The organism is Bradyrhizobium sp. Leo78 (assembly GCF_059512425.1).
The window spans coordinates 20,355-43,670 of sequence record NZ_JCAMOT010000009.1; the positions used below are offsets into that span (position 1 = coordinate 20,355).

A 23,316-nucleotide genomic window follows, 5' to 3' on the forward strand; every position below is an offset into this window, starting at 1 on the left:
CATGAGGTGCCTAAGCCGGTTTGCCGTCGTCGAGACTGACGATGACAGCGGCGTTGGCGATGATGATGGCATCGCTGCCCTGCTCGGCCGGAATCTCAAGCCCGCCCTTGACCGCGGTGACGGTCACCGTGCCGTAAGGCAATTCCTTCGCGACCACAGCGGTGTCGACCGCATCGGGGTTCGGCACGGCGATGGTAACATCGACGAACATGTCGTTGGCAGTCTTGCCGAGCATGCGGAAGAAGCCGAGGCTCGAGTGACGGATCGCGTCCGAGACCGCGCGCCGCGCCGCCTTGGTCGCATCCTTGCCGTGAACATCGACGCCCATGCCCATCTCGGTGATACAGCGAACGCGTGCCATTGGATTTCCTGTCTTGTCATTGGGTGGAAGGAGGCGCCCCAAAGGACGCCCCCCGCTCGATCAGCCCGCGCGAGCATAGCAATCCACCTCCCGCTGGCAATGCTACGGTCCGCCCCGCTCGCCTGCCGCTACCAGACCGACGGGATGAACCGATAGCGCACGTGCGAAGCATACTCCTCGTAGCCTTTCAGCTCCGCCCTCAGCGCGCTTTCCTCATGCAGGGTCCGCCAGGCGATGCCGAGGATAAACACCACCGACATCGCAAGACCGATCCAGGAACCGAGCAACAGCGGCAGGCCGACGATAAGGAGCAAAGCACTCGCATACATCGGGTGGCGGACGATGGCGTACGGTCCGGTATCGATCACCCGCTGATCCTCCTGGATCTTCACCACGGGCGCGGCAAAGGTATTTTCCCGAAACGTCCACCACACGCCGAGCAGATAGAGCACGGTGAGGACACCGCCAACCACCTGCAGCCAGACCGGCACCGCGCTAAAACCGGTGCGCGCGGCATCCCATGACATGAAGATCATCCAGGCGCAGAACAGCACGATGAAGAGCGTCAGCCAGATCCGGTCCCACGGCTTTTGGTCGCGCTGCACCGGTGAACTCATGCGCTCGCGCAACAGCCGCGGATTGCGCTTGGCGAGCCACAGGGTAATCGCAAGGCCGCCGATCGCGAATATGGCGAGGAACGCCCTGCCTCCGGGATAAGCCAGGGTGCCGGCCGGCCACAGGATCATAGCGCCCATGATCGCGGTCCAGACCACGATCTGAAGAGTGACTTTCACCATGACATGCTCCGTCGCGTCATCCCTCACGCCGGCACTGGCGCCGCCTCGGCCTTGACCTTGGCAAACGGCCTGAACGTCAGCGCGATCAGGAACGCGCCAAGTCCAACCGCCCAGGAGCCGATGTAGAGCCAAGCGTAACTGGCGAAGGTGTCGTAGATCAGACCTCCCGCCACCGGCCCTGTCGCCATGCCCAGGCTGCCTGCCATGGCGGTTCCGCCGATCACGGTGCCCATCATCCGCAACGGAAAATTCTCCCGCGCAAGCACGGCATAGAGCGGCATGGTGCCGGCATAGATGAAGCCGAACACCGCCGCAACGGCGTAGAACGCGGAGAGCTCCCGCACGAAGGCATAGGCGAGTGCGCCAAAGGCCTGCGCGAACAGTCCCGAAACCAGAACGCGCTTGGCGCCAAAGCGGTCGCCGAGCAGGCCGAACGCGATACGGCCGCCCATCCCCGCCAGCCCCTCGACGCTATAGATCGTGACGGCGGCGATCATCGGTATCCCGCAGCTTATCGCATAGCTCACGGTATGGATGATTGGCCCCGAATGGGTGGCGCAACAGAAGAAATTGGTCGCGAGCAGCACGATGAACTGCGGCGAGCGCAGCGCTTGCGCCAGCGACATCGCCGGTTGCGGCTCGCCTTCGCCGGCAGGGGCGTGTTCGCGTTCGAGCGCCGGCGGGCGGCGCACCAACAGCGATACGGGAATCATGATGCAGGCGACAGTGACGGCAAGGATCTGAAGCGAGGTTCTCCAGTCGTGGATCGAGACGAGCCAGGCCGCGAGCGGCGACATGGTCATGGGCGCCATCCCCATGCCTGCCGAAACCAGCGACACGGCAAGGCTGCGATGGGTATCGAACCAGCCGGTGACGCAGGCCATCATCGGCGCGAAGATCGCGGCGGCCGCGCCGCCCACCATCAGGCCGAAGATGAATTGAAACGCAACCAGCGATGAGGCAAGGCTGGCCAGCCCAAGGCTTGCCGCAAGAACGATCGAGCCGGTCAGCACCACCGGCAGCGGCCCGAGCCGGTCGGACAAGGTCCCCCAGATCATGCTGGTGAACGCCATCGCGAGAAAGCCGATGGTCATGGCGCTGGACACGCCGGTGACCGACCAGCCGGTGTCCCGCGTAATCGGCAGGAGAAAAACCGGCAGCGAGAACATCCCGCCGATGGCAACGCAGCCCAGAAGCCCGCCGGCTCCGACAATCACCCAGCGATAGTGAGCATCCTTCATTCCGTGTCTCCACTGCAGCTATCCCTGGCTCCAAGACGAACGCGAGGCGCCAAAGACGACATGCAGGGGCTCACTTTTTTGCGAGGTCGCAGAAGGCGCTCAGAAAGAACCTGGCGCCGTCTTCAGTGGACATGATCGATCTCCGTTCGGCGCGAGCCTTTGCGGGCAGTCAGCCGTGCGTGAAAGTCGGCGCTCAGCACCGCCAGGGTAACTTCGCCGAGACGCGCGAGCAGGAGCGCCTCCGCATCGTGAAATGCCTTGTCGAGCGCTGCATTGACGGCCTGTTCGACCAGGCAATCCGGCGCGTCGGTTCGATTGCCTATCGCAAGCAATGACGGGCAGCCCAGCGCATCATAGACATCGCGCAACGTCACCTCTTCGAGATCGCGCGCGAGCACCCATCCGCCGCCATGGCCCTTTTCGGATCGGACGTAGCCGCAGTCGCGCAGGCCGGCCATGATCCGCCGGATCACCACCGGGTTGGTGCACATCGCTTTCGCCAGCACCTCAGATGTCACCGGCCCGCCGTGCTCGGCCATGTGCAGCAGCACGTGAAGCACCCCAGATAGTCGGCTATCTCGTCTCATGTAACTTCAAATAGTTCGTGATGAGTCATTGGTCAACCACCGCCTCGCCTACCTCGGCTTGACCAGCGGCAGGAACACGGTGTCGACCCAGGCTTTTCGCAAGGCCGGCGGCGGCGCCGCAAAGTTCATAATGACGTGGTACCGAAACAGGTCGCCGAGCAGAGAAGCCACCGGAGGCGTCAGCTTTGCCGCATCGATCTCGCCGCGCTTCACGGCGCGTTCCAGAATCGCCGAGAAAGGTCGTGCTCCACCTTCGATGAGAGCGGCGTGCAGATCCTTCGGTGTCGACCAGTTCTCCGAGAAATAATTGCTGGAAAACAAGGTGAAGGCCGCCGCCGTTCCGGCGGCGCGATCAGCCGCACGCTTCAGAAACTCCAGCAGCTCCGTCCGGACATCGCCCCGATCCGGCACCTCCAGCGGGTGCTTCGCCATTTGCTGCCGAATGGCCGCGACGGCAAGCGGCGCCTTCCCGTCCCATCGGCGCGCAAGCACGGGACGGCTCGTCCCTGCCCTTTCCGCGACCGCCTCCATCGTCAGCCCGGCATAACCGCGCTCGGCCAGTTCGAGCCACGCGGCCTCCAGGATTGCCTCTTCCAACTCCGCGCCGCGCCGCCGCTCGCCCATAACTATGCTCACTCCAAATAAGATACATTAATGCATCTTGACTCCGCATCACGGTTCCGACTAGATGCATCAATGCATCTTATGCCCGGAGCCACGCTGTGACAAGAACTCCCCATTCGTGGCTTCGAACGATATCTCTGCCATTCGCTCTGACGGTTGCCGGATGCGCTTCCATGCCTCAGAAAACGGCGGGCACGCTGGGAACCTACAACAATCTGGGAGAGCAGAAGGGCATGCTCTCGAAGTCGAGAAATTACGTCGACGCCAACTCATTGGCGTCGGTGAAAACCGTACGCATCGTTCCGACGACGTTTGCCCATAGTGCGTTGGCGCAGGTGAAGACGGCGCAGGATCGCGCGCTGGTTGCAAACGCACTTGATCGCGAGGTTTGTGTCGCGTTGAGCGACAAGTTTCAAATCGTCTCGCCACGTGAACATGCCGACCTGACCGTTCGAACTGTCGTCACCGACGTGTTGCCGACCGACAAGGCCGCGGCCGGCGTGTCGACCGCGGTGACCTTGGGCACCGGCGCAGCCTTGCCGTTCAGCGTTCCGCGTCTTCCCATTGGTCTAGGTGGCCTTGCCGTCGAGGCCGAAGCCATCGACCGGAGCGGCGTGCAGCGCGCTGCGATGGTATGGGCCCGCGGTGCGAATTCGATCATGGACAATCCTCGCGTTTCCGAAGTCGGCGACGCCTATGGCTTGGCAACCAAGTTCGGCAACGAGTTCTCGCGGATGCTTGCCACCGGCAAGGAGCCCGGGGCCCTGGATATCTCGCTGCCCTCCGGTCAGCGCGTGCAGTCGTGGCTGGGCGGCGAACCGAAATATGCGACGTGCGACAATTTTGGCCGCGCGCCCGGTCTGGCGGGACTTCTCGCCGGCAAGATCGGCGCCCCGCCGGAGTGGACCGACAAGACTCCGCGAGTCGCCCGCGAGTCCGAAAGGCCGTAGATGTCGTCCCTGCGGTCACTCTCCGCCTCCGCTCTTCGAACTGCGGCGCAATCCGCCCTTCGCTCGCTCATTGCAAATCAGCCATCTCGTATAGCGGCCGGATTTCGATCTCGCTCGGTCCGGGCATGGGATTGGGGCAACGCTTTACCCAGGCGACCGCCTCGTCCATGTCCTTGACTTCCCAGAGCCAGAAGCCGGCTACCAGCTCGCGGGTTGCGGCGAAAGGCCCGTCGACGACCGTCCGGCTGGGACCATCGAACGCAATACGCTTACCCTGCGAGGACGGTTTGAGGCCGTCGGCGGCGAGCATGATGCCGGCCTTACGCAGCTCATCATTGAATCTGCCCATCGCCTCGAGCATCTCAGTCGCCTCGGGCGTGCGGACAAAGCCCTTTTCGCTGTCTTCGGTAGCCTTCACGAGCACCATCACACGCATCGCCTGTCTCCTTGTTGTTCGAGCCGGGCTCATCGGCTTGGCATCGGAACGACGAACGGGATCTTCGTAGGCCGACATCGTCTCGCGATTTTTTTGACGGTTGAGAGAGGATACGAGTTCGCATTCTCGCGGCGCGTTGCGTCCGAGCTTTGTGTCACTTTCCACCCTCGATAGCAGAGGGCGCAGGGAAAGCCGGGTGCCGGTTGCACCCATGGGTCCCGTGCAACAAAAAGCACGGGGGTAGGACCACAGGTTCAACCGAAGCATTCCGGCTTTCCCTGCGCGATGGTTTACGGCTTACTTCGTGCTCTCCCCGGTGACCGGGCTTTTTTGCCACCGTCGCTCTGCGGATACTTGATCCACAGACTTAGCGCCAGCGTCGGGGCGCCAGGACCACACGACTTCGCCGTCCGCTGATGTCACGCTCGTCAGTCGCGACACCCGCGTCCACCGCATCCCACCGCAACGTTCATGACGATCGCGAGCCGCCCCTCATCCGCCGTGAGACGCGCGGAGTTAAATCACTGATTTGCCCGACGGCGAAAGCGGAATATTTTTCGCTGATAGTCTGGACAGACTTCTGGCTGATTTGCCCGTCGGGTTGTTATGTCGCACCTAACGCGGCCGCATCGTCATTGCGAGCTCGTCCTTCGGACCTTCGGGATGCCGGCGGTCGTTGTGAAGCGAATGGCGAATTACGCTTTCTGCTTTCGCTCTTTGAGCTGCGCCGGAAAGCCAATCCGCTCTTCTCTCGCTATCGTCCGCCTCTCAAGTAGACGCGGTAAGCGGCTGGATCCGCCTCGAACTCCATTTTGCCTCGCGCTCGGGATTTACGAACGCGATCGCGATGGCGCCACCTACCAGCATAATGACCCCGCACATGAAGAAACCGGTGTTGAACCCGTCGAGCGGTGTCGTGGCGCTCTCGATGACACTGCCCATGATATAGGGTGCGAGCAGGCCGGCTGAGCTCGCGACTGCGGCGCCTATCGCGAGCAGCGCGCCGCGCTGCGCCGCCGGAGTGATTTCACCGACGACGGCATTGCCGATGACATAGATCGCCGAAGGCAGCGCCACCGCGAGCGTTGTCAGTGCAATTTTAACGGGGATGCCCGGAACGTACGGCAGCATCACCAGCGCAGCGCCGCCAAGCATGACGCCCAACCCGCCGAGGATGCCGCGCGCCACTCTGCTCGATACGCCGCGTGACAGCAGGCGTTGCGAGTACCAGCCGGTCGCAAGCATCGCGACCGCGCTGCCGCCGGCAGGCAGCGCTCCCAGGAATCCGATCGAGCTTTGCGCAAGGCCAAGACCCTTCACCAGGTACGCGCCTTGCCACGAGAGCGCCAGCGACAGGGCCCAGTTGGCCCCGAACGACGCCGCCCAGCACGCCAAGATCGTTGGGCTCAGCAGCAACTGCACGTAGCCGACCCGCAGGGACGATTGCGCTGCATCCTTTGCGCTCCCGGTGTCCAACGCCCCTTCGCGGCCGAAGACAAACCACAATGCGCACCAAACGAGGCCGACCAGGCCGAGTGAGCCGAAGGCCCAATGCCAGGTCCAACGAACAATGATCCAGTTAAGCAGCGGCAGTGCCACCAGGACGCCGATCGCCCCGCCTTGCACAATGACGGCAGTCGGAAGTGTACGCAGTTCGTTGGGAAACCATTTGTAGGCGGAATGCAGCGCCACCGGTGTCGCGGGACCTTCGCCGATCCCGAGCGCGATGCGACAGGCCACCAGCGTTTCGAACCCGACCGCGCCGATCATCGAAAACTGGGTCAGCGCCCAGATGAAGCCCATCGCCAGCAGCACCCAGCGCGTCTGCACCCGGTTGACCAGAAAGCCGGTCGCGACCGACGAGACCGCGAACAGCAAGAAGAAACTGGAACCGACCAACCCGAACTGGCGCGGGCCGAGTTGCAGCTCCTGCATGATTGGTACCGCGGCGATCCCGATCACCGCTTTGTCGGCAAAATTGATCACCATGAACATGAAGAGCAGCACCACCACGATCCAGGCGCGGTTGCGCTCGCTAGCGCGCATTGGACCAGCCGGAGAGAGTGCGAGCCGGCTGGGCCTGCGGACGTGCTAGCAAATAGAATGCGGCGACGTGCGTGATCATCAGCGCAGGCACGTAGATGATCGGGATCGCGTAAGTGGCGCCCAACTCCCCCGCCAGCGCGGCAAGGCCAACCTCGATGCCGTGGTAGTAGTCGACAATGATGTCGGCCGCACCGACGAGATTGAAGGCGACGACGAACAGCCAAAAGAGCGGACGTATGTTGACCGTGACAAGCGCCATGATTGCCAGCACCCCGGTTGCGAAGTCACCGTAGGCAGCGAAGCTGGCGAAGCCAGCCGGCAGATTGGGGCCGACGACGCCAGGAACGATGAAGACGAGCCCGAAGAAGCGGAAGCTGTGCAACGTAGCGATGGCCCGCTGCGCCTCGACCTGGTCCATTGCCTTCAGCCTCGGCCACACATACGCGCCGAAGCAAAGCAGCCACGGGACATAACCCATAACAAGATGTATCTGGAAAACGGTTGCCGTAGACATTTGGCCTCCTATCGGGTGTTGACCGGTGCAGCCTCGAACACTGCGCTCAGGATGCCGACCCGGCCCTCCATGAGACTTTGTCCCAGGTTGGCTGCAAGCTGCGCGAAGTTCGGCCCCATCACCACGCCGAGATTTGGCGAAGGCGGCGGGCCCGACGCACGCAACTCAGCGATCCAGGCTTTGGCGGCCTCGGTGTCATCGTGCCATTCCAGTGTGTGGAAACCGGCCGGCTCGATCGCCTCGCGCGTCGCGGCGGCGGTCAGAAGAAAGCTTGTGGCCGGCGTTCGTGCCCAAGGAACGGGATAGTGCGGCTCGCCGCCGTTCAGCACGACATCGTAGATTGCAAACCTGCCGTCCGACTTCACTACGCGCCGGATCTCGCGATAGAGCCGCGTCCGGTCGGAAATGTTCATTGCCACATGCTGCAGCAACACGACGTCGAAACGGCCGTCCTCGAACGGAAGGTCCAGCGCGCTGGCGGCCTCAAACGACACCTGACCGCTCTGCCCCGTTCGCTCGGTCAGATAGCGCGCGGCATCCACGAATGGCTCGCTGAGGTCGACGCCCGTCACCCGGCAGCCATAGGTCGCAGCCAAAAAGCGCGCCGGCCCGCCGACGCCCGAACCGACGTCAAGAACCGACATGTCGGCGCTCATTCCAGCCAACTTGGCAAGCTCGGCGGTCGCGGCGAGTCCGCGGGTGTGAAACTGGTCAAGCGCGGCTAGCTGCTGCGGCATGAGCCGCTGTTTCTCCGGCCCGAAGGCCGTGAGCGCCGTCTTCAGCCGCTCGGTCAAGCCGGTCGCGCGATAGTGATCGCGCACGCCGTCCAGGATATCGGTCATCGCAAGGCTCCCCTAAAGCATCAGGTTCGCACCGGATAAGTAAGACCGCTTCCGGCGCGCGACTATCCGCGATAATGTCGATGAGCCATGAAGCAGAACTTCACAGTCAGGCACGGCGCGCTCGACGGCGTGGAGGCGTTCCTGAGCGTTGCGCAGCACCGCAACTTCCGTAAAGCGGCCGCGGAACTCGGGGTAACTCCATCGGCGATCAGCCAAGCCGTACAAGCGTTGGAGGCGCGAGTCGGTGCGGCGCTCTTCGTCCGCACCACGCGCAGCGTCGGTCTGACAGAAGCCGGCGAGCGATTCATTTCGCGCGCGAAGCCCGCCTTCGCGGAGCTCGTTGCCGCAAGCGAGGTCGCACGTGAGCTGGGGCAGCGCCCGGCCGGACTATTGCGCCTCTCAGTGCCGCGCGCGGTGGTGCCGATTTTGCTGGAGCGGCTGATCGCATCCTTCTGCCGGACCTATCCCGAAGTCGAAGTGGAAATCGTCGCAAGCGGGGAGCTGGTCGACCTTGCGGCCGAAGGATTTGATGCAGGCATCCGGCTGGGCCAGTTCATCGCCGCCGACATGGTCGCGGTACGGCTGACGCCGCCGTTCCCGCTCGTGGTCGTTGGCAGCCCCGAATATCTGCAGCGACGAAAACGGCCGGAGCGCATCGACGATCTGCGAGACCACGCCTGCCTGCGCATGCGCCGTACAAACGGGTCGATTGCGCCCTGGCCCTTTGTTGACGGCAACAGGACGGTGGAGGCGATCGTCTCGGGGCCGCTGATTGCGCACGACTACCCCACACTCCTTGGAGCGGCGATACAAGGTTTGGGACTCGCGCAACTGCCCGGTCCGCTTGCCAAAGCGGCGATAGCTGAAGGCCAATTGCAAGCACTACTGACGCCCTTCTCCGTCACCGCACCGGGGGTCTTTCTGTACTATCCAGGGAAACGTCAGGTCCTGCCCAAACTGCGTGCCTTCATCGAGCACGTGAAGAACGAGAGCGCTGATGCGTCGCGCGTCGGTACAATTGCCAGGAAGGTTCGCAAGATTCGCGGCGCAAACACTACTTGACTTGAGGGCAACAATGCGCAGGCGATCAAGATAGACCGCGATTATAAGCATCAACCGGATTACCCACCATAGTTGGTGCGAGGAGTGGCTGATTACGCTTTCCGCCTCAGCTCTTCGAGCTGAGGCGGAAAACTAATCCGCCCGACGCTCGCTGGAGACGATACCGTCCCACCCAGCCATGGCAATCTCGGCTACAGCCTGGAGTTCGGCCCTGTCGGCGCCGTCACGGGCTCGGATCGCCATCCCGCTCTGCACCGTTTGCAGAAACCTCGCGAGCTTGGCGACATCGAGAGATTTTGGCAGCTCCCCTTCTGCGACGCCCTTTTCCAAACGGGCCATGAGCACATCAAACGCGCCGCCCCGTGCCGTGCGCATCAGGTCGCCCAGTTCGGTGTGGCCATCGCTTCCAACCGTCGCCAGCGTGACCATGCATCCGTGGGGCAGGTCGCAATCCGATCCCGTCATTGCAGCCGCGGAGTCGCGCAGGTACGCCAGCGCCGCGTCGCGCGCCGTGGCGGCCTTGCGAAACCGCCCCAGGACCAAGTGCTCATAGGTCGCGGAGTAGAACCGGAGCGCTTCGGCATACAGCTCATCCTTCGAGCCGAAGGCTGCATAGAGACTGGTCGAACCGACGCCCATCGCCTCCGTCAGGTCTGCAACCGAGGTCGCCTCGTAGCCCTTGATCCAGAACAGCTTCATTGCCTGCGCCAGAGCGGCTTCGCGGTCAAACGCGCGCGGCCGACCACGTCCACGGCGCGCGCATTCCGATGAGCTCTGATCCTTTTTTTGCATCGATCACTACATAAACATGTTGACGCCCCTGCGCAACGATTCTAGGAAGTATGAATTATGCAATGATCACTACATAAAAGGACGAACGATGATCAATTTGGCCGGAAAACGGGCGCTTGTGACCGGTGGCTCTCGGGGGATCGGGGCGGCCATCGCGCTCGCGCTCGCTGAACACGGTGCGGACGTCGCGCTGACCTTTCGGCACGCTTCCGAGCGTGCCCAAGCGGTGGTGACGTCGATCGAGCGGCATGGCCGCCGTGCCGTGGCCATCCAGGCCGACAGCGCCGATCCGATGGTCATCAGGCGGTCCGTCGATGAGGCCGTCGGAGCGTTGGGGGGGCTGGACATTCTCGTCAACAACGCCGCCATCGCGCTCTACGATACGATCGCCGACTTCAAGGTGGACGACATCGACGCGCTTCTCGCAGTCAACGTCCGCGGTCCCGTACTCGTCACGCAAGCGGCCCTCCCCCACCTTGGCGCAGGCGGCCGCGTGATCACCATCGGTTCCGCCGGCGCGGAGCGCATCGTCGGGGCGACCGGTACGGTCTATTTCATGACCAAGTCCGCGCTGCAGTCCTTCACCCGCGGTCTGGCGCACGAGCTTGGGCCACGCGACATCACGGCTAATCTGGTCCAGCCGGGCTCAACCGACACCGACATGAATCCCGCGGACGGTGAGTTCTCGGACTTCCAGCGCAACCTCATCCCGTTGGGCCGATATGGCGCGCCTGCGGATATCGCCGCCACCGTCGCCTTCCTCGCAAGTCCCGCCGCCCGCCAGATCACCGGGACCATCGTGAACGTTGATGGTGGGATGTTGGCCTGAAGGCCCGCAAACTGATTGCAACAAAGGCGCAGACTAGAGCGGGATGACGATTCGAAGAAAAGTCATCAGGCTCTAGCTCTTTGTTTGAGCATGATCGTCCTGCGCAAACGCTTCGCGTTTGTCGCGAGGGAAAACCGGTGTCCACTTTTCACCTGTTAGGCGTCGGGTTGTTGTGTCGCACCCGCTGCGCCCACCTCCTCATTGCTCGCGCAGCATCGCAGCAGGCGCGCCACGTAAAGGACGGCGGAAGATCTCAGCGCAGGCTACACCGGCGAGAGCAGCGCCGCCGCCGATCACGTGATAGACGTGCACCGGCTCTCCAAGCAGAACGATGGCTCCGAGCGCGGTGAGGACCGGCAGCAGATTCATGAAGACCGCGCAGCGGTTCGGCCCAAGGATGTGAACGCCGCGGACCCACAAGAACGGAAGAACGACTGAAGCCAGTCCACCTGCATACGCGATCAGCGGCAGCGTGTCGGCGTTCAGCGATCGCATCGGCGCGGGCGTCGCCAGGAAGGCTGGAAACATAATCGCCAAGGCGCAAAGCGCCTGCATGTACGTCGATTGCCACCCGGCGACCGGAAGGCTCCAACGCTTCAACAGCACGCCGTAGAGCGCATAGACCAGCGCCGCCAGAAACATAAGGGGGTCGCCGAGGTGGACGCCGTTGCGCGCGAGCGATGCCGGATCGCCCGCACTGACGAGATAGACGAGCCCGAGAAGCGACAGGATTCCGCCGCCGACCATCCCGATGGTCGGCGCGTCCTTCAGCAGAAGCGCACTCAATGCCACGGTGAGCAGCGGCGTAAGCGCGGTGAACACGGCCATGTTGGTTGCCGTGGTGCTTTCCGCCGCCAGGTAGGACAGGCTTTGGAACAGGCACATGGCCAGAAAGCCAAGAATGGCGAATTGACCAAGATGAGGCCAGATCACCGCGCGATCTCGCCACGCTCCCCCTGCAACGAACGTGCTCATCAAAAGCACGGCAAGCAACAGACGATAGAATGTGATCGCCTCCGGGCCGATCGTGTGGGCAGACATCCTGGAAACGATCACGTTTCCGGACCAGAGGACGATGGCGGAGAAGGGATACAGAAAGGCGAACTTGTTCTTCATGGCCGATGACGCGCTCATTGTTGAAGCCCGCGCTTACGACCTTTCACCACTGTCCGTATCGCTCTAGAGTGAACGTGGCTGTAGAGAATGGGACATGCAGAGCGATCCAACGCGCAAACATCTGGATTTTCACGACACCCGCCGCGCCATGGCTGCGATGGACGTCAACTATCCGGATGGCGCCTCGACGGGATGGCATTCGCATCCCAAGGGGCAACTGCTTTATGCGATCGAAGGTGTGATGATCGTGCGCTCGGCGGAAGGAACGTGGGTCGTTCCGCCGAACCGGGCGCTTTGGCTACCCGCAGGGCTGGAGCATGACGTGAAGATGTCGGGCGCCGTCAAAATCCGCACTGTCTTCATCGATGCGACGGCAATCCGACATATGCCGACGAAGAGCTGCGTGATCGACGTGTCACCGTTGTTGCGCGAACTCATCGTTGCGGCGGTTTGCATTCCGCCAGACTACCAGGACGGCGGCCGGGACGAACGCCTGATGCGCCTGCTCGCCGACGAGGTCACGGTGTCGGACGTGTTGCCACTGCATCTGCCTCTGCCGGGCGATGCCCGCATCAAGTTCATCTGCGAAGCAATGATCGATCAACCATCCGACATCTCGACCGCGGAACAGTGGGCAGCGCGATTGAACGTGACGGCCAAGACCGTACATCGATTGTTCGTCAAAGAAACCGGCATGACATTTGCGCAATGGCGCGAACAGGCGCGGCTTCTTTTTGCCCTCCGCAAGCTGGCAAATGGCGAGCGGGTCATCGATGTCGCATTCGATTGCGGCTATGCCAGCCAGAGCGCATTCACCGCGATGTTCCGGCGGCATTTTGGAAAACCGCCATCCGAGTTCTATTGCTGAACGACGCGCGTCCGCGAGGAACGGCGGATTACGCTTTCCGCCGCAGCTCTTCGAGCCGCGACGGAAAGCTAATCCGCCCTACGCTTGCTATTGCTTAAAGCAATGCTCGCGGTGCCACTTCAGAAAATGCGGATGTGGGCGATCCGATATCCGGCGCGGCGCAAGCGCAAGGCCGGTCTTGTTGATTATGGATCGCACTCCGTCGAGATCGTTTGTGTGGCGCGAAATCAATATTTCCAGAATATCCGTGGCCGCGCGTCAGCCACGCGATACGGACAGCCCCGCGAGAAGCGGGGCGTACGCGGCGAGCCTGCGGGACACGAACTCAGTGAAGAGCCGCACGCGCTTCGTCTTACGTGTCTCCCCCTGGGTGAGAAGCCAGAGCGTTCCGTACATGTGCAGGTCAGTGCCCGGCACCCTCACCAATAGGGGCTCGGCATCTCCGACGAAGCACGGCAGTTTCGTCATCCCGACCCCTTGCTGTGCTGCAACGATCTGCGCCTCGGCGTCTGGGGTCCTGAACGGAACCCCCGTGGTACGAACCTCTCCCTCGCGGGCCCAGTCCGGGAGTCCATGATTGTTTATGACGATCCACCGGATGGGATCAGACGCGCCCGCACGCCACGCGGCTAGTCGATCGCGAGACATGTAGACGCCGCCGAACAGCTCCGGTCCCATCAGACCGTGAAGATTGAGCGGCAGGGTCTTGCGGTCGGAGACGATGCGGATCGCGACATCGGCCTCTCGGTTGGTCAGATTGGCCGGCTCGCCGGACGACAGGATTTCCATCTCGATGTCCGGATGCATGCGCGCGAAATCGGCGAAGTCCGGCATGAGCAGGTGTGCCGCGAGGAACGGCGGCAGCGTCACCCGCAGAAGCCCCCTCGCGCTCTGGTCGCGTCCGAAGACGCGCGTCTCCAGCAAGTGCGACGACGCTTCCATCTGGTGCGCGAGCTCGACGACTTCCTCGCCAGCAGCCGTCAGGCGATAGCCCGAAGGCAGCTTCTCGAACATGTGCGCCCCGAGGTGTTCCTCGAGCTGGGCGATGCGTCGCAGCACGGTCGAGTGGTTCACCCCGAGGCGCTCGGCGGCGGCCCGCACCGAGCCTTCGCGCGCGACGGCCAGAAAGTAGCGAACGTCGTCCCAGTCGATCATGGTGCAATCCTGCACCGCGGGATTTGCCTTCGAAAGTCCGTGCCCAACACCATCGAACATCCTCTCGAACGTGGCGTAGCACGGTCGGGGGATTACTGCCTATGCCGACGAGCACGGCCAATTCCGAACGGCGCGCACCGATCGCGGCTGGCGTCAGTCGTCCAGTCGGAGCGATTTCGCACCACCGATGTGCGCGCTTCCGCACTCAACACCTGACACCGGCAGACCCATTTCGGAGTTCTCGGGGAACCTCCCCGATCAGCCAAAGACGGAGTCTGAAGGAAAGTCATGGGAAAGCTTGAGGGTAAGGTTGCAGTCATCACGGGTGGATCGAGCGGCATGGCGCTGGCGAGCGCCAAGCGGTTCGTTGAAGAAGGCGCCTATGTTTTCATCACGGGCCGGAGGCAGGAGGCGCTCAACGAGGCCGTCAGGCTGATTGGCCGGAACGTGACCAGCGTGCGCGGCGACGCGGCCAATCTCGACGACCTCGACCGCCTGTTCGACACAGTCAAACGGGAAAAGGGCAAGATTGACGTCCTGTACGCGAGCGCTGGCACGGGCGAAGCCGTCCCACTGGGCGAGATTACCGAGGAGCATTTCGACTCGACTTTCGGCCTGAATGTGCGCGGCACGCTGTTTACGGTGCAAAAGGCGTTGCCGCTGTTCAACGATGGCGGATCGATCTTCATGACCGGGTCCGTTGCTTCGATCAAAGGTTTTCCTGGTTACAGCGTGTATGCGGCGAGCAAGGCGGCGCTGCACGCATTCGCACGCGGATGGCTCAACGAACTGAAGGGCAGGAATATACGGGTGAACGTGCTGCACCCTGGGCCGATCGCCACACCGATGCAGGACCAAGTTCTCACCGAGGAGGCGAAACGCATGTTCGAATCCCTGATCCCGCGAGGAAAGATGGGTCGTCCTGAGGAAATTGCGGCGGCCGCGCTGTTTCTTGCGTCTGACGATTCCAGCTTCGTGAATGGGCTGGAGTTGTCTGTCGACGGCGGCTTCTCGGCCATCTGAAAACTGGAGAAGCGTTATGAGCTACGCAATTATAGGGTTCGGCAAGATAGGCCAGGCCCTCGCCCATGCATTCGCCCGCAAGAACCTCGACGTGACCGTCGCGAGCCGCCGGCCGCCCGAGGCGTTGGCGCCGCAGGCTCGCGCGATTGGCCCCACGGTCGTCGCCAAGTCGCTGCGGGAAGCACTCGAGGCCGACACAATCATCTTGGCGGTCCCGTTCGGGGAGCATCGCGAGGTTGCGAAGGCCCTGCCGAGCTGGAAAGGCAAGACGATCATCGACGCGATGAACGCGTTGCTTCCTCCCGAGGAACTGGACGGTCTCCCGTCCTCCGCCTTCGTCGCGAAGGCATTCACCGACGCCAAGCTCGTGAAAGGCTTCAATCACCTGATTGCGGCCACGCTGGCTGCCGATCCGATCGTCGAGGGCGGGCACAGGGTCGTCTTTCTGTCTGGTGACGACGAGGACGCGATCGCTCCCGTGATGGCTTTGGCCAAACAACTCGGCTTCGCACCCGTCAAGCTGGGAAAGCTCAACGAGGGTGGCGCGCTGGTGCACGCACGCGGCCGCGTTTGGGGCCAGCTCATCTTCCAGGATTTATTCAAGAAGGAGCAGTAATCGAAGGCGTATGGAAGCTGTTCGAATCCTACCCCGTCGGCCGGGCTTTGGCGGACTAGTGAATAACATCTAGAAGCTCGCCGGGACATCCCGCTTGGACATTGAGCAACCCTGGGGCGGGTTAACGAAAGCGTAACCCGCCACTCCGGCAGCGCCGCTTGACCAAGGGCGATGAATTACACCTTCGGCTAATCGACCCTACGAGCTGCGACGGAAAACTGATCCGCCCTACACTCAACAAAGCCATGAGGGCGGAAGACAATGTTCATCGAGGCCTGATGTGCTTTCGCGTGTGATGTCGCCGGGACAGCGGATGGCGAGGCCCGGACCTGCGAATGGGTGCGGCCGACGATGGCTTTGGGCAGGCCTAGCTAGCGGCCGGCGTGAAAGCCTTGAGGTTAAGACGTCCCGTAACGCCGTGCGGCCTCGATGGCCAGCACTGCGCCAATCGCCCTCCCCAGAAGTAGCGACGCTATTGTTGGACATAGCGGCGCAGAATTCTGATCTCGGCGTTGAGCGCGATGGAACGCGCTTCTGCGCCCAATCGCGCGAACTCGGCAGCGGACTCCAACCGCGCTTTCATCTCGCCCAGCAACACGGCGTGCACGTCTTCCTGCGTGAGCGCCCGACGCACACCTTCAGCCGATCCGTCGCTGAAGGAATGACGATCGACGGATGGACGCTCCTTACGAAGCGGCGCAGCTTCGGCGTTGTCGAGCGCCGCAACTAGCTCCCGAAGCACAGCAGTCTCGCCTTTGTCGCCCCGCTTCATAGCGGCGCGTAGGTCGCGGCGAAGCTGGGCTTTCATCACCTCGCCCGCGTTCTCAGTCACAACGTCGTTCATATAACCTATTGCTCCCAATTGCTCCCTTCTATAAGACTTTATGGGAACATTGTGGAGTCTATTTCATGTCAAACATGCTTTTGACGGTCGAACAGGCCGCCGAAGAGCTGAAAGTCCATCCCAAAACCGTCCTCCGGTACATCCGCGAAGGTCGCCTCCAAGCCACGCGGATTGGCAAGGCCTATCGTATCGACCGCGCCAAGCTTGACGCTTTCGCCGGTATGGCGAGTGGGCGGGCCCGGCCTCCTCGCGATGTCCGTGCGACGGTCATTGTTGAGATTCCGGCCCTAACTACCGAAGCGGCCGAGCGCATGGCGACCTTTCTCGGCGCCGCGGCGCTGGGTGGCGACGCCGAAACCAGACCGCTACATTTCAACACGGCCTTTGATCCGACCGGCGGCGATCTGAAGATCGTGCTCATCGCTGCTCCGTCCGATGCAGCAAGGCTGCTCGAGCTTATCGAGCTGCAACTGGGACTTTCGCGATGAGAGATCCTGTCTTTCGCAGCGAAGCCGGTGCGGTGGAGGTCATACGGGAATACCGCGTCGTGCTCGACCACTGGCCTGTGCCAAAACAGGAGATTGAACTGTCGACTTCGCAAGGCGCGACGTTCGTGCTCGCCTGCGGTCCCGAGACGGCACCTCCCGTGTTCCTGCTCCACGGCGCCCAGGCGAACAGCGCCGCATGGCGGCCCGACATCGCACTCTGGTCAAGTCGCTTCCGGCTTTATGCGGTCGATATGATCGGCGAGGCGGGACTGAGCGCTCGGGTGAGGCCGCCGCTCATCGGCGACACCTACGCGATCTGGCTCGACGATGTCTTCACCGGGCTTGGACTTGCCCGTGCAGCGCTGGTGGGCACATCACTCGGCGGCTGGCTGGCGCTCGACTATGCCATGCGGCGGCCGTCACGAGCTTCCGCGCTGGCGCTGATCTGCCCCGCAGGCATCGGACGGCAGAAGAACTTTCTCCTCGCTGTCGCACCCTATTTGCTGCTCGGAGCCTGGGGAAAGCGGAAGATTGTTGAAAAGGTGTTCGGACCAGCACCGAAGCATCTACCGATCGATCTTGAGGCGATCTCCCCTCTCATGGAGAGTATCAGCCGGGCTATCAAACCACGCGCTGTCAAGATTCCGCAGCTTAGCAATGCAGCACTGGAGGCGCTCGCAATGCCGCTCCTCGCCATCGTGGGCGGGCGTGACGCGCTTATCGATTCTTATGACACACGCCTTCGGCTCGAGCGGCATGTTCCCAACGCCGAAGTCTATTTCATTGAAGAGGGTTATCACTTCTTGCCAGACCAATCGCAACGAGTGTTCGATTTCCTCGTCCGCAGCCTACAAGGGCACGATCCTCACGATTCCAAGTCATGCCCCGCTTCTGATGAATGACGGCGAGCCGACGCGACCTGCCGTCGGTGATCGGGATGCTCTTCGATTCGGCGCCCTGCGCATCCTCGGTGGCGTCGCACCTATCGCTTTGTATCTCAAGACCGCAAACCGATAGGAGGCATGGAATGGCAACAACATCATCTGACGTTCCACTGCGGCGGACTATCCGTCGTCAACAGCTACGTGAGATGGTTCCGCTCGCCGACAGCACGATCTACGAGATGGAGCAGCGGGGCGAATTCCCGAGGCGCTTTGCCCTGTCGCCCCGCACCGCGAGCATGCCGCCGCTGCGGCTTCGCCTGCGGCGGTGATTGCAACGCTCAGTCGGACACATCAGGCGCCTGTCAAGAAGCGTGCGCGCCCCGCGGACGGCGAGGCCGGGCCTGGGAATGGCTGGCGGCCGACGAAGCCTTCGGGCAGGCTTGGCTCGCCGCCGGCGTGAGCGCCCCCTTAGGTCAAGACGTCCCGTAACGCCGTGCGGCCTCGATGGTCAGTCCCTTGCCGACAGCCCCGAACGTATCTCCATCAATCGCCCGCGCCGCTGGCAGTTTCGCCGTGATTGCCTTGCGGACATGGGCCAGTTGAACCGACCCTCCGGTCAGAAACACCGCGTCGATGTCGGCTCCAGCAAGGCCGGCCTGCTTCAGGCAAATGTCTATCCGCGCCTCGATGCGGTCGGCAAGACGCTGGGTGTAACCGACCAGATCCTTGCGTCGCACCTCGGCTTCGAGGCCCTTCTCAATCCACTCCAGCGCGATGTTGGATTTCGGCGTCTCCGAGAGCCCTATCTTGACGCCTTCGACATCCATCGCAAGCGTGTGTCCGCGCTGCTCGTCGAGCACCCGCACCAGACGATCGAGCAATTCCGGCTGCTTCGCCTCATAACGCACCTGACGTATTTCGCTGACGACTTTCGAGTCATACATGCGGTTGATGCTCGACCACGTCGCGAGGTCGTGGAAATAGCTCGACGGGACTTCCAGATCCTCCCGCTTCATGGCCGAGCGATAGCCGAGCAACGGCATCACGACACCGAGGCTGAGATACCGATCGAAATCGGTGCCGCCGATGCGGACGCCATCGTTGGCCAGGATATCGTCCTTGCGCTCAGCATGGCGATGCCGCTCCGGCGACAACCGAACAATTGAAAAGTCCGACGTTCCGCCGCCGATATCGGCGATCAGCGCGATTTCCTCGGTCCCGATTTGACGTTCGTAGTCAAGCGCCGCTGCGATCGGCTCGAACTGAAATGAGATGTCATCAAATCCGACTTGCTTGGCGATATCGCGCAAAGTCGCTTCCGCCTTGGCATCGCCAGCCGGATTGTCATCGACGAAGTGGACCGGGCGGCCATGTACGACGTGACGCAACGGATGTCCGACGACCTCTTCCGCGCGCCGCTTCACCGCACCGATATAGTAAGCGATGACATCGCGGAAGCTGACGCGCTCGCGGCCGACGCGGGTGGTCTCGTCGATCAGCGCCGTGCCGAGCACCGATTTGAGGCTGCGCATCAGTCGCCCGGCGTCACCCTCGACATAAGCTTCGATGGCACGACGGCCGATATGGGTGCCGGCGCCGGCTTTGTAGAAGATTGCGCTTGGAATCGTGACGTGATCGCCCTCAAGCGTGGCCAACACCGGGTCATCCCCGATGATTGTGCCAAGCGTAGTGTTCGACGTCCCAAAGTCCAGACCGCAAACCGCTCCCGAGCGGGCGTGACTTATTCCCACTCAATCGTTCCCGGCGGCTTGCTGGTCACGTCATACACCACGCGGTTGACGCCCTTCACCTCGTTGATGATGCGCGTCGCCGTCGCCCCGAGGAAGCTCATGTCGAACTGGTAGAAGTCCGCCGTCATGCCGTCGGTCGACGTCACCGCACGCAGGCCCACGACGTATTCGTAGGTGCGGCCGTCGCCCATCACGCCGACCGTCTTCACCGGCAGCAGCACCGCGAAGGCCTGCCAGATCGCATCGTAGAGGCCGGCTTTGCGGATCTGGTCGATGTAGACGGCGTCGGCCTGGCGGAGGATGTCGAGCTTTTCCTTCGTGATATCGCCGGGGCAGCGGATGGCGAGGCCGGGGCCCGGGAATGGGTGGCGGCCGACGAAGGCTTCGGGCAGGCCAAGCTCGCGGCCGAGCACGCGGACTTCGTCCTTGAACAGTTCGCGCAGCGGCTCGACCAGCTTCATGTTCATGCGTTCGGGCAGGCCGCCGACATTGTGGTGCGACTTGATCGTCACCGACGGGCCGCCGGTGAAGGAGACGCTTTCGATCACATCAGGATAGAGCGTGCCCTGCGCGAGGAATTCGGCGCCGCCGATCTTCTTCGCCTCCGCCTCGAACACGTCGATGAAGAGGCGGCCGATGGTCTTGCGCTTCTGTTCGGGGTCGGTGACCCCTTGGAGCTCGCCGAGGAATTGCTTCGACGCATCAACGTGAACCAGCGGGATGTTGTAGTGATGGCGGAACAGGTCGACGACGGTCTCGGCCTCGTTGAGGCGCAATAGGCCATGGTCGACGAAGACGCAGGTGAGCTGGTCGCCGATCGCTTCATGGATCAACACAGCCGCGACCGCGGAATCGACGCCGCCGGAGAGGCCGCAGATCACCCTGCCCTTGCCAACCTGGGCGCGGATCTTCTCAATCGCCTCGTCGCGGAAGGCGCGCATGGTCCAGTCGCCGGTGAGGCCTGCGACCTTGCGGACGAAGTTGCGCAGGAGCCTTGCGCCGTCGGGCGTGTGCACCACCTCGGGGTGGAACATCAGGCCGTAATATTTCCGCTTCTCGTCCTGGATCACGGCGAACGGCGCGTTGGCCGAGATGCCGGCGACGGTAAAGCCCGGCGGCATTTTGGCGATGCGGTCGCCATGGCTCATCCAGACCTGGTGGCGCTCGCCCATCGACCAGGTGTCGTCGAACAATTTGCTCGCGGTCTTCACTTCCAGATCGGCGCGGCCGAATTCGCGATGATGCCCGCCCTCGACCTCGCCGCCGAGCTGGGCGGCCATGGTCATCTGGCCGTAGCAGATGCCGAGCACGGGGACGCCGGAGTCGAAGATCGCCTGTGGCGCGCGCGGCGAGCCCTCCTCATGCACCGATTCCGGGCCGCCGGAGAGGATCACCGCCTTGGGCTTCATCTCGTTGAAGGCGGCCTCGGCCTTCTGGAACGGCACGATCTCGGAATAGACGCCCTCCTCGCGGACGCGGCGGGCGATCAATTGCGTCACCTGACTGCCGAAATCGACAATCAGAATCTTGTCATGCGCCGAGGCCACTGATGGCGTCGACGGCGAGCGGTCGGGCTTGGCGGCTGTCATGGACAGCAGATACGCGACGGGGGGCGGCGCCGCAACCCTCCGCGTGCCGTCATGGCCGGGCCTGTCCCGGCCATCCACGCCCTTTTGCACGCGTGGACGGGAAGACGTGGATGCCCGGGACAAGCCCGGGCATGACGAGCGTCCGCGGTCAGCCCTTCCGGACCAAAACCGAGACGAAGAAGCCGTCGGTTCCGGTGCGGCGGGGGGTCATCAGCCAGCCCTCGGGGGACGGCAGGGCCGCGGCGGCGAAGGCTTCGGCCTTGTCCCAGAGGACGGAGGCGGTCTGTTCGGGCGGGACGATCGAGAACTCGCCATGGCGGGCGAGGAAGGCTTGGACCTGCTCGCCGTTCTCGGCCGGCAGCACCGAGCAGGTGATGTAGGCGATCCGCCCGCCCGCCTTCACCAGTGGCGCCGCGCGCGCGAGCACCTCGGCCTGGTCCTTCAGCCGCACCTCCAGCGCGCCCGGGCGCATCCGCCATTTGGCGTCCGGATTGCGGCGCCAGGTGCCGGTGCCCGTGCAGGGCGCGTCGATCACGACGAGATCGGCGGAGGCCTTGATGTCTGACAGCGGATCGCTGTCGCCGCGGGGCGTGCGGACCTCGCAATTGTGGACGCCGGCGCGCGACAGGCGCTCGTGGATCGGCGCGAGCTGGCGCTTGTCGCGGTCGGTCGCGATCAGCCGGCCCTTGCCCTGCATCATCGCCGCCAGCGCCAAGGTCTTGCCGCCGGCGCCGGCGCAGAGATCGATCACCTGCTCGCCGGGCTTTGCTGCAGAGAACAGCGCCGCTAACTGCGAGCCTTCGTCCTGCACCTCGATGCCGCCCTTGACGAAATCCTCCTCGGCATGGATGCCGACATTGCGGGCATCGGCGCCGAGCTCGATGCGCAGGCCAAGCGGCGACCATGGCGTTGCCTTGGCGCCGAGATGCTTCAGCCGCGGCAGCATCTTGTCGCGGCTGGTCTTGAGCGTGTTGACGCGCAGATCAAGCGGGGCGCGGCTCGCCATCGCGGTGGCTTCCGCCACGCGGTCATCGCCGAACACTTTTGCCAGGTATGGATCGAGCCATTCCGGATAATCGCCGGCGATGTGCGCCGGCGCGCCGGCAAGCGAACGCGAGGCGAGCGATGAGCGCTCGCTATCCGTGAGCGGCGCTGGCGCGAAGCGGCCACCGTCGCAGAGTGCGGCAATCGCATCGACGTCCATGCCGCGCTCGAGCTTGAGCATGCCGAGCACGCGCGCGCGGGCGCCGTCGTCATCCATGAGATAAGCGCTGGAGGACTGCCGGCGCAGCACGTCCCAGATCAGGCCAGAGATCGCGGCGCGGTCGCCGGAGCCGGCGTAGCGGTGCGCAGTGCCCCACTCCTTCAAGGCTTTCGCCGCCGGCACGCGCTGCGTGTCGATGGTGTCGATCAATTCGATGGCGGCGGAGAGACGCGCGGCGGGGGTCATCGAGAACTTTCAGATCAGGAGCAGGAGTTTCAGGGCGAAATAGAGCCACATCGCAAACAGCACCAGCGCGCTTGCGAGCCAGGCCGTCGAGCGGGGTGCGGAATCGCTTGATGTGACGAAGATGCCGGCATGGGCAAAGCGCGTCACCACGAACACCCAGGCCAGCAGCACGATGACAAGATCGGCACGGCGCAGCGGCAGCGCAAGTGCGATCAGGAGATAGAACAGGACCGGCAATTCGAACTGGTCGCGGTAGCAATCGGCAAGCTGCGTTGCCCGGTTTGGCTCGCTACTGGCCGGCGCGCCGCGCCGCGTTCGCATCATGCCGAACAGAAGCGCGAAGGTAAGGCCGACCAGCACGAAGACCGGCAGCAGAACCATTTGAACCGACATGGGATTCATACCCCGTTTAAAACGCAAGCGATAGCTGATGGCGAACGCTTGCGCTACT

The 23,316-nt window shown here is 63.1% G+C and carries 25 protein-coding genes and 2 pseudogenes; 9 read left to right on the top strand and 18 right to left on the bottom strand.

The window, feature by feature from the left end; all coding sequences use genetic code 11:
* Positions 1 to 10 precede the first annotated feature (10 nt).
* From AC5ZG1_RS13850 to AC5ZG1_RS13870, 5 genes are all read right to left on the bottom strand, one after another.
* Entirely contained in the window at positions 11 to 361 is a 351-nt protein-coding gene (locus AC5ZG1_RS13850; RefSeq protein ID WP_130226787.1) for a Lin0512 family protein, read from the bottom strand.
* A gap of 128 nt (positions 362 to 489) precedes the next feature.
* Positions 490 to 1,158, bottom strand: a complete 669-nt coding sequence (locus AC5ZG1_RS13855; protein WP_456641729.1) for a methyltransferase — start codon at positions 1,156 to 1,158, stop codon at positions 490 to 492.
* Between the two features lie 23 nt (positions 1,159 to 1,181).
* The gene (locus tag AC5ZG1_RS13860) at positions 1,182 to 2,399 is read right to left on the bottom strand and encodes an MFS transporter (RefSeq protein ID WP_456641730.1); all 1,218 of its coding nucleotides are present in this window, start codon (positions 2,397 to 2,399) and stop codon (positions 1,182 to 1,184) included.
* A gap of 122 nt (positions 2,400 to 2,521) precedes the next feature.
* Positions 2,522 to 2,986, bottom strand: a complete 465-nt coding sequence (locus AC5ZG1_RS13865) for an RrF2 family transcriptional regulator (protein ID WP_208826825.1) — start codon at positions 2,984 to 2,986, stop codon at positions 2,522 to 2,524.
* 48 nt (positions 2,987 to 3,034) lie between these two features.
* A complete protein-coding gene (locus AC5ZG1_RS13870; RefSeq protein ID WP_035691054.1) occupies positions 3,035 to 3,610 on the bottom strand; it encodes a TetR/AcrR family transcriptional regulator in 576 nt (191 codons plus the stop codon).
* Positions 3,611 to 3,783: 173 nt separating this feature from the next.
* Between AC5ZG1_RS13870 and AC5ZG1_RS13875 the strand changes: the two genes are divergently transcribed.
* Entirely contained in the window at positions 3,784 to 4,560 is a 777-nt protein-coding gene (locus AC5ZG1_RS13875) for a DUF3313 domain-containing protein (RefSeq protein ID WP_496133186.1), read from the top strand.
* Positions 4,561 to 4,627: 67 nt separating this feature from the next.
* Here the strand turns inward: AC5ZG1_RS13875 and AC5ZG1_RS13880 are convergent, their stop codons facing one another.
* From AC5ZG1_RS13880 to AC5ZG1_RS13895, 4 genes are all read right to left on the bottom strand, one after another.
* Positions 4,628 to 4,996, bottom strand: a complete 369-nt coding sequence (locus AC5ZG1_RS13880; RefSeq protein ID WP_496133187.1) for a YciI family protein — start codon at positions 4,994 to 4,996, stop codon at positions 4,628 to 4,630.
* Positions 4,997 to 5,764: 768 nt separating this feature from the next.
* Entirely contained in the window at positions 5,765 to 7,042 is a 1,278-nt protein-coding gene (locus tag AC5ZG1_RS13885; RefSeq protein WP_496133188.1) for an MFS transporter, read from the bottom strand.
* Positions 7,032 to 7,556, bottom strand: a complete 525-nt coding sequence (locus AC5ZG1_RS13890) for a DUF8737 domain-containing protein (protein ID WP_130224787.1) — start codon at positions 7,554 to 7,556, stop codon at positions 7,032 to 7,034. Before AC5ZG1_RS13890 ends, AC5ZG1_RS13885 begins: the two co-directional genes overlap by 11 nt.
* Positions 7,557 to 7,564: 8 nt before the next feature.
* Positions 7,565 to 8,398, bottom strand: coding sequence for a class I SAM-dependent methyltransferase (locus AC5ZG1_RS13895; RefSeq protein WP_130224785.1), 834 nt, complete (start codon positions 8,396 to 8,398; stop codon positions 7,565 to 7,567).
* 87 nt (positions 8,399 to 8,485) lie between these two features.
* On the opposite strand from AC5ZG1_RS13895, the gene AC5ZG1_RS13900 reads away from it, so the two are divergent.
* The gene (locus AC5ZG1_RS13900; RefSeq protein ID WP_496133189.1) at positions 8,486 to 9,460 is read left to right on the top strand and encodes a LysR substrate-binding domain-containing protein; all 975 of its coding nucleotides are present in this window, start codon (positions 8,486 to 8,488) and stop codon (positions 9,458 to 9,460) included.
* A gap of 132 nt (positions 9,461 to 9,592) precedes the next feature.
* Here AC5ZG1_RS13900 and AC5ZG1_RS13905 read toward each other — a convergent pair whose 3' ends face one another.
* A complete protein-coding gene (locus AC5ZG1_RS13905) occupies positions 9,593 to 10,252 on the bottom strand; it encodes a TetR/AcrR family transcriptional regulator (RefSeq protein WP_165435113.1) in 660 nt (219 codons plus the stop codon).
* An 88-nt stretch (positions 10,253 to 10,340) separates the two neighbouring features.
* On the opposite strand from AC5ZG1_RS13905, the gene AC5ZG1_RS13910 reads away from it, so the two are divergent.
* Positions 10,341 to 11,081, top strand: coding sequence for an SDR family NAD(P)-dependent oxidoreductase (locus tag AC5ZG1_RS13910; RefSeq protein ID WP_496133190.1), 741 nt, complete (start codon positions 10,341 to 10,343; stop codon positions 11,079 to 11,081).
* A 198-nt stretch (positions 11,082 to 11,279) separates the two neighbouring features.
* Here AC5ZG1_RS13910 and AC5ZG1_RS13915 read toward each other — a convergent pair whose 3' ends face one another.
* Positions 11,280 to 12,197, bottom strand: a complete 918-nt coding sequence (locus AC5ZG1_RS13915; protein WP_496133191.1) for a DMT family transporter — start codon at positions 12,195 to 12,197, stop codon at positions 11,280 to 11,282.
* 94 nt (positions 12,198 to 12,291) lie between these two features.
* Here AC5ZG1_RS13915 and AC5ZG1_RS13920 point away from each other — a divergent pair, with 94 nt between their 5' ends.
* Positions 12,292 to 13,065, top strand: a complete 774-nt coding sequence (locus tag AC5ZG1_RS13920; protein WP_464348024.1) for an AraC family transcriptional regulator — start codon at positions 12,292 to 12,294, stop codon at positions 13,063 to 13,065.
* A gap of 87 nt (positions 13,066 to 13,152) precedes the next feature.
* On the opposite strand, the pseudogene AC5ZG1_RS13925 reads toward AC5ZG1_RS13920, so the two are convergent.
* Together AC5ZG1_RS13925 and AC5ZG1_RS13930 are read right to left on the bottom strand one after the other, a co-directional pair.
* A pseudogene (locus AC5ZG1_RS13925) lies at positions 13,153 to 13,311 on the bottom strand (HNH endonuclease); the annotation flags it as partial.
* 12 nt (positions 13,312 to 13,323) lie between these two features.
* Positions 13,324 to 14,220, bottom strand: coding sequence for a LysR family transcriptional regulator (locus tag AC5ZG1_RS13930; RefSeq protein WP_496133192.1), 897 nt, complete (start codon positions 14,218 to 14,220; stop codon positions 13,324 to 13,326).
* Between the two features lie 288 nt (positions 14,221 to 14,508).
* Between AC5ZG1_RS13930 and AC5ZG1_RS13935 the strand changes: the two genes are divergently transcribed.
* Together AC5ZG1_RS13935 and AC5ZG1_RS13940 are read left to right on the top strand one after the other, a co-directional pair.
* Positions 14,509 to 15,243, top strand: coding sequence for an SDR family NAD(P)-dependent oxidoreductase (locus AC5ZG1_RS13935; protein ID WP_496133193.1), 735 nt, complete (start codon positions 14,509 to 14,511; stop codon positions 15,241 to 15,243).
* Positions 15,244 to 15,259: 16 nt separating this feature from the next.
* Complete coding sequence (locus AC5ZG1_RS13940; RefSeq protein ID WP_028165973.1) at positions 15,260 to 15,859, top strand: NADPH-dependent F420 reductase; 600 nt, start codon at positions 15,260 to 15,262, stop codon at positions 15,857 to 15,859.
* A 472-nt stretch (positions 15,860 to 16,331) separates the two neighbouring features.
* Here AC5ZG1_RS13940 and AC5ZG1_RS13945 read toward each other — a convergent pair whose 3' ends face one another.
* Entirely contained in the window at positions 16,332 to 16,703 is a 372-nt protein-coding gene (locus AC5ZG1_RS13945; protein WP_496133194.1) for a GatB/YqeY domain-containing protein, read from the bottom strand.
* A gap of 65 nt (positions 16,704 to 16,768) precedes the next feature.
* Between AC5ZG1_RS13945 and AC5ZG1_RS13950 the strand changes: the two genes are divergently transcribed.
* From AC5ZG1_RS13950 to AC5ZG1_RS13960, 3 genes and pseudogenes are all read left to right on the top strand, one after another.
* Entirely contained in the window at positions 16,769 to 17,191 is a 423-nt protein-coding gene (locus tag AC5ZG1_RS13950) for a helix-turn-helix domain-containing protein (RefSeq protein WP_496133195.1), read from the top strand.
* Positions 17,188 to 18,093 carry an alpha/beta fold hydrolase gene (locus tag AC5ZG1_RS13955; protein ID WP_496133196.1) on the top strand — a complete coding sequence of 302 codons (906 nt, stop codon included), beginning with the start codon at positions 17,188 to 17,190 and terminating at the stop codon, positions 18,091 to 18,093. Before AC5ZG1_RS13950 ends, AC5ZG1_RS13955 begins: the two co-directional genes overlap by 4 nt.
* A 125-nt stretch (positions 18,094 to 18,218) precedes the next feature.
* A pseudogene (locus AC5ZG1_RS13960) lies at positions 18,219 to 18,362 on the top strand (helix-turn-helix transcriptional regulator); the annotation flags it as partial.
* A gap of 186 nt (positions 18,363 to 18,548) precedes the next feature.
* On the opposite strand, the gene AC5ZG1_RS13965 reads toward AC5ZG1_RS13960, so the two are convergent.
* The 4 genes from AC5ZG1_RS13965 to AC5ZG1_RS13980 all read right to left on the bottom strand — a co-directional run bounded on the left by AC5ZG1_RS13965 (position 18,549) and on the right by AC5ZG1_RS13980 (position 23,258).
* A complete protein-coding gene (locus AC5ZG1_RS13965) occupies positions 18,549 to 19,820 on the bottom strand; it encodes an Hsp70 family protein (protein ID WP_496133326.1) in 1,272 nt (423 codons plus the stop codon).
* Positions 19,817 to 21,415, bottom strand: a complete 1,599-nt coding sequence (gene guaA, locus AC5ZG1_RS13970) for a glutamine-hydrolyzing GMP synthase (RefSeq protein ID WP_496133327.1) — start codon at positions 21,413 to 21,415, stop codon at positions 19,817 to 19,819. Before guaA ends, AC5ZG1_RS13965 begins: the two co-directional genes overlap by 4 nt.
* A 148-nt stretch (positions 21,416 to 21,563) precedes the next feature.
* Positions 21,564 to 22,865, bottom strand: a complete 1,302-nt coding sequence (locus AC5ZG1_RS13975; RefSeq protein WP_496133197.1) for an RsmB/NOP family class I SAM-dependent RNA methyltransferase — start codon at positions 22,863 to 22,865, stop codon at positions 21,564 to 21,566.
* 9 nt (positions 22,866 to 22,874) lie between these two features.
* Entirely contained in the window at positions 22,875 to 23,258 is a 384-nt protein-coding gene (locus tag AC5ZG1_RS13980) for an MAPEG family protein (RefSeq protein WP_130226267.1), read from the bottom strand.
* Positions 23,259 to 23,316 lie beyond the last annotated feature (58 nt).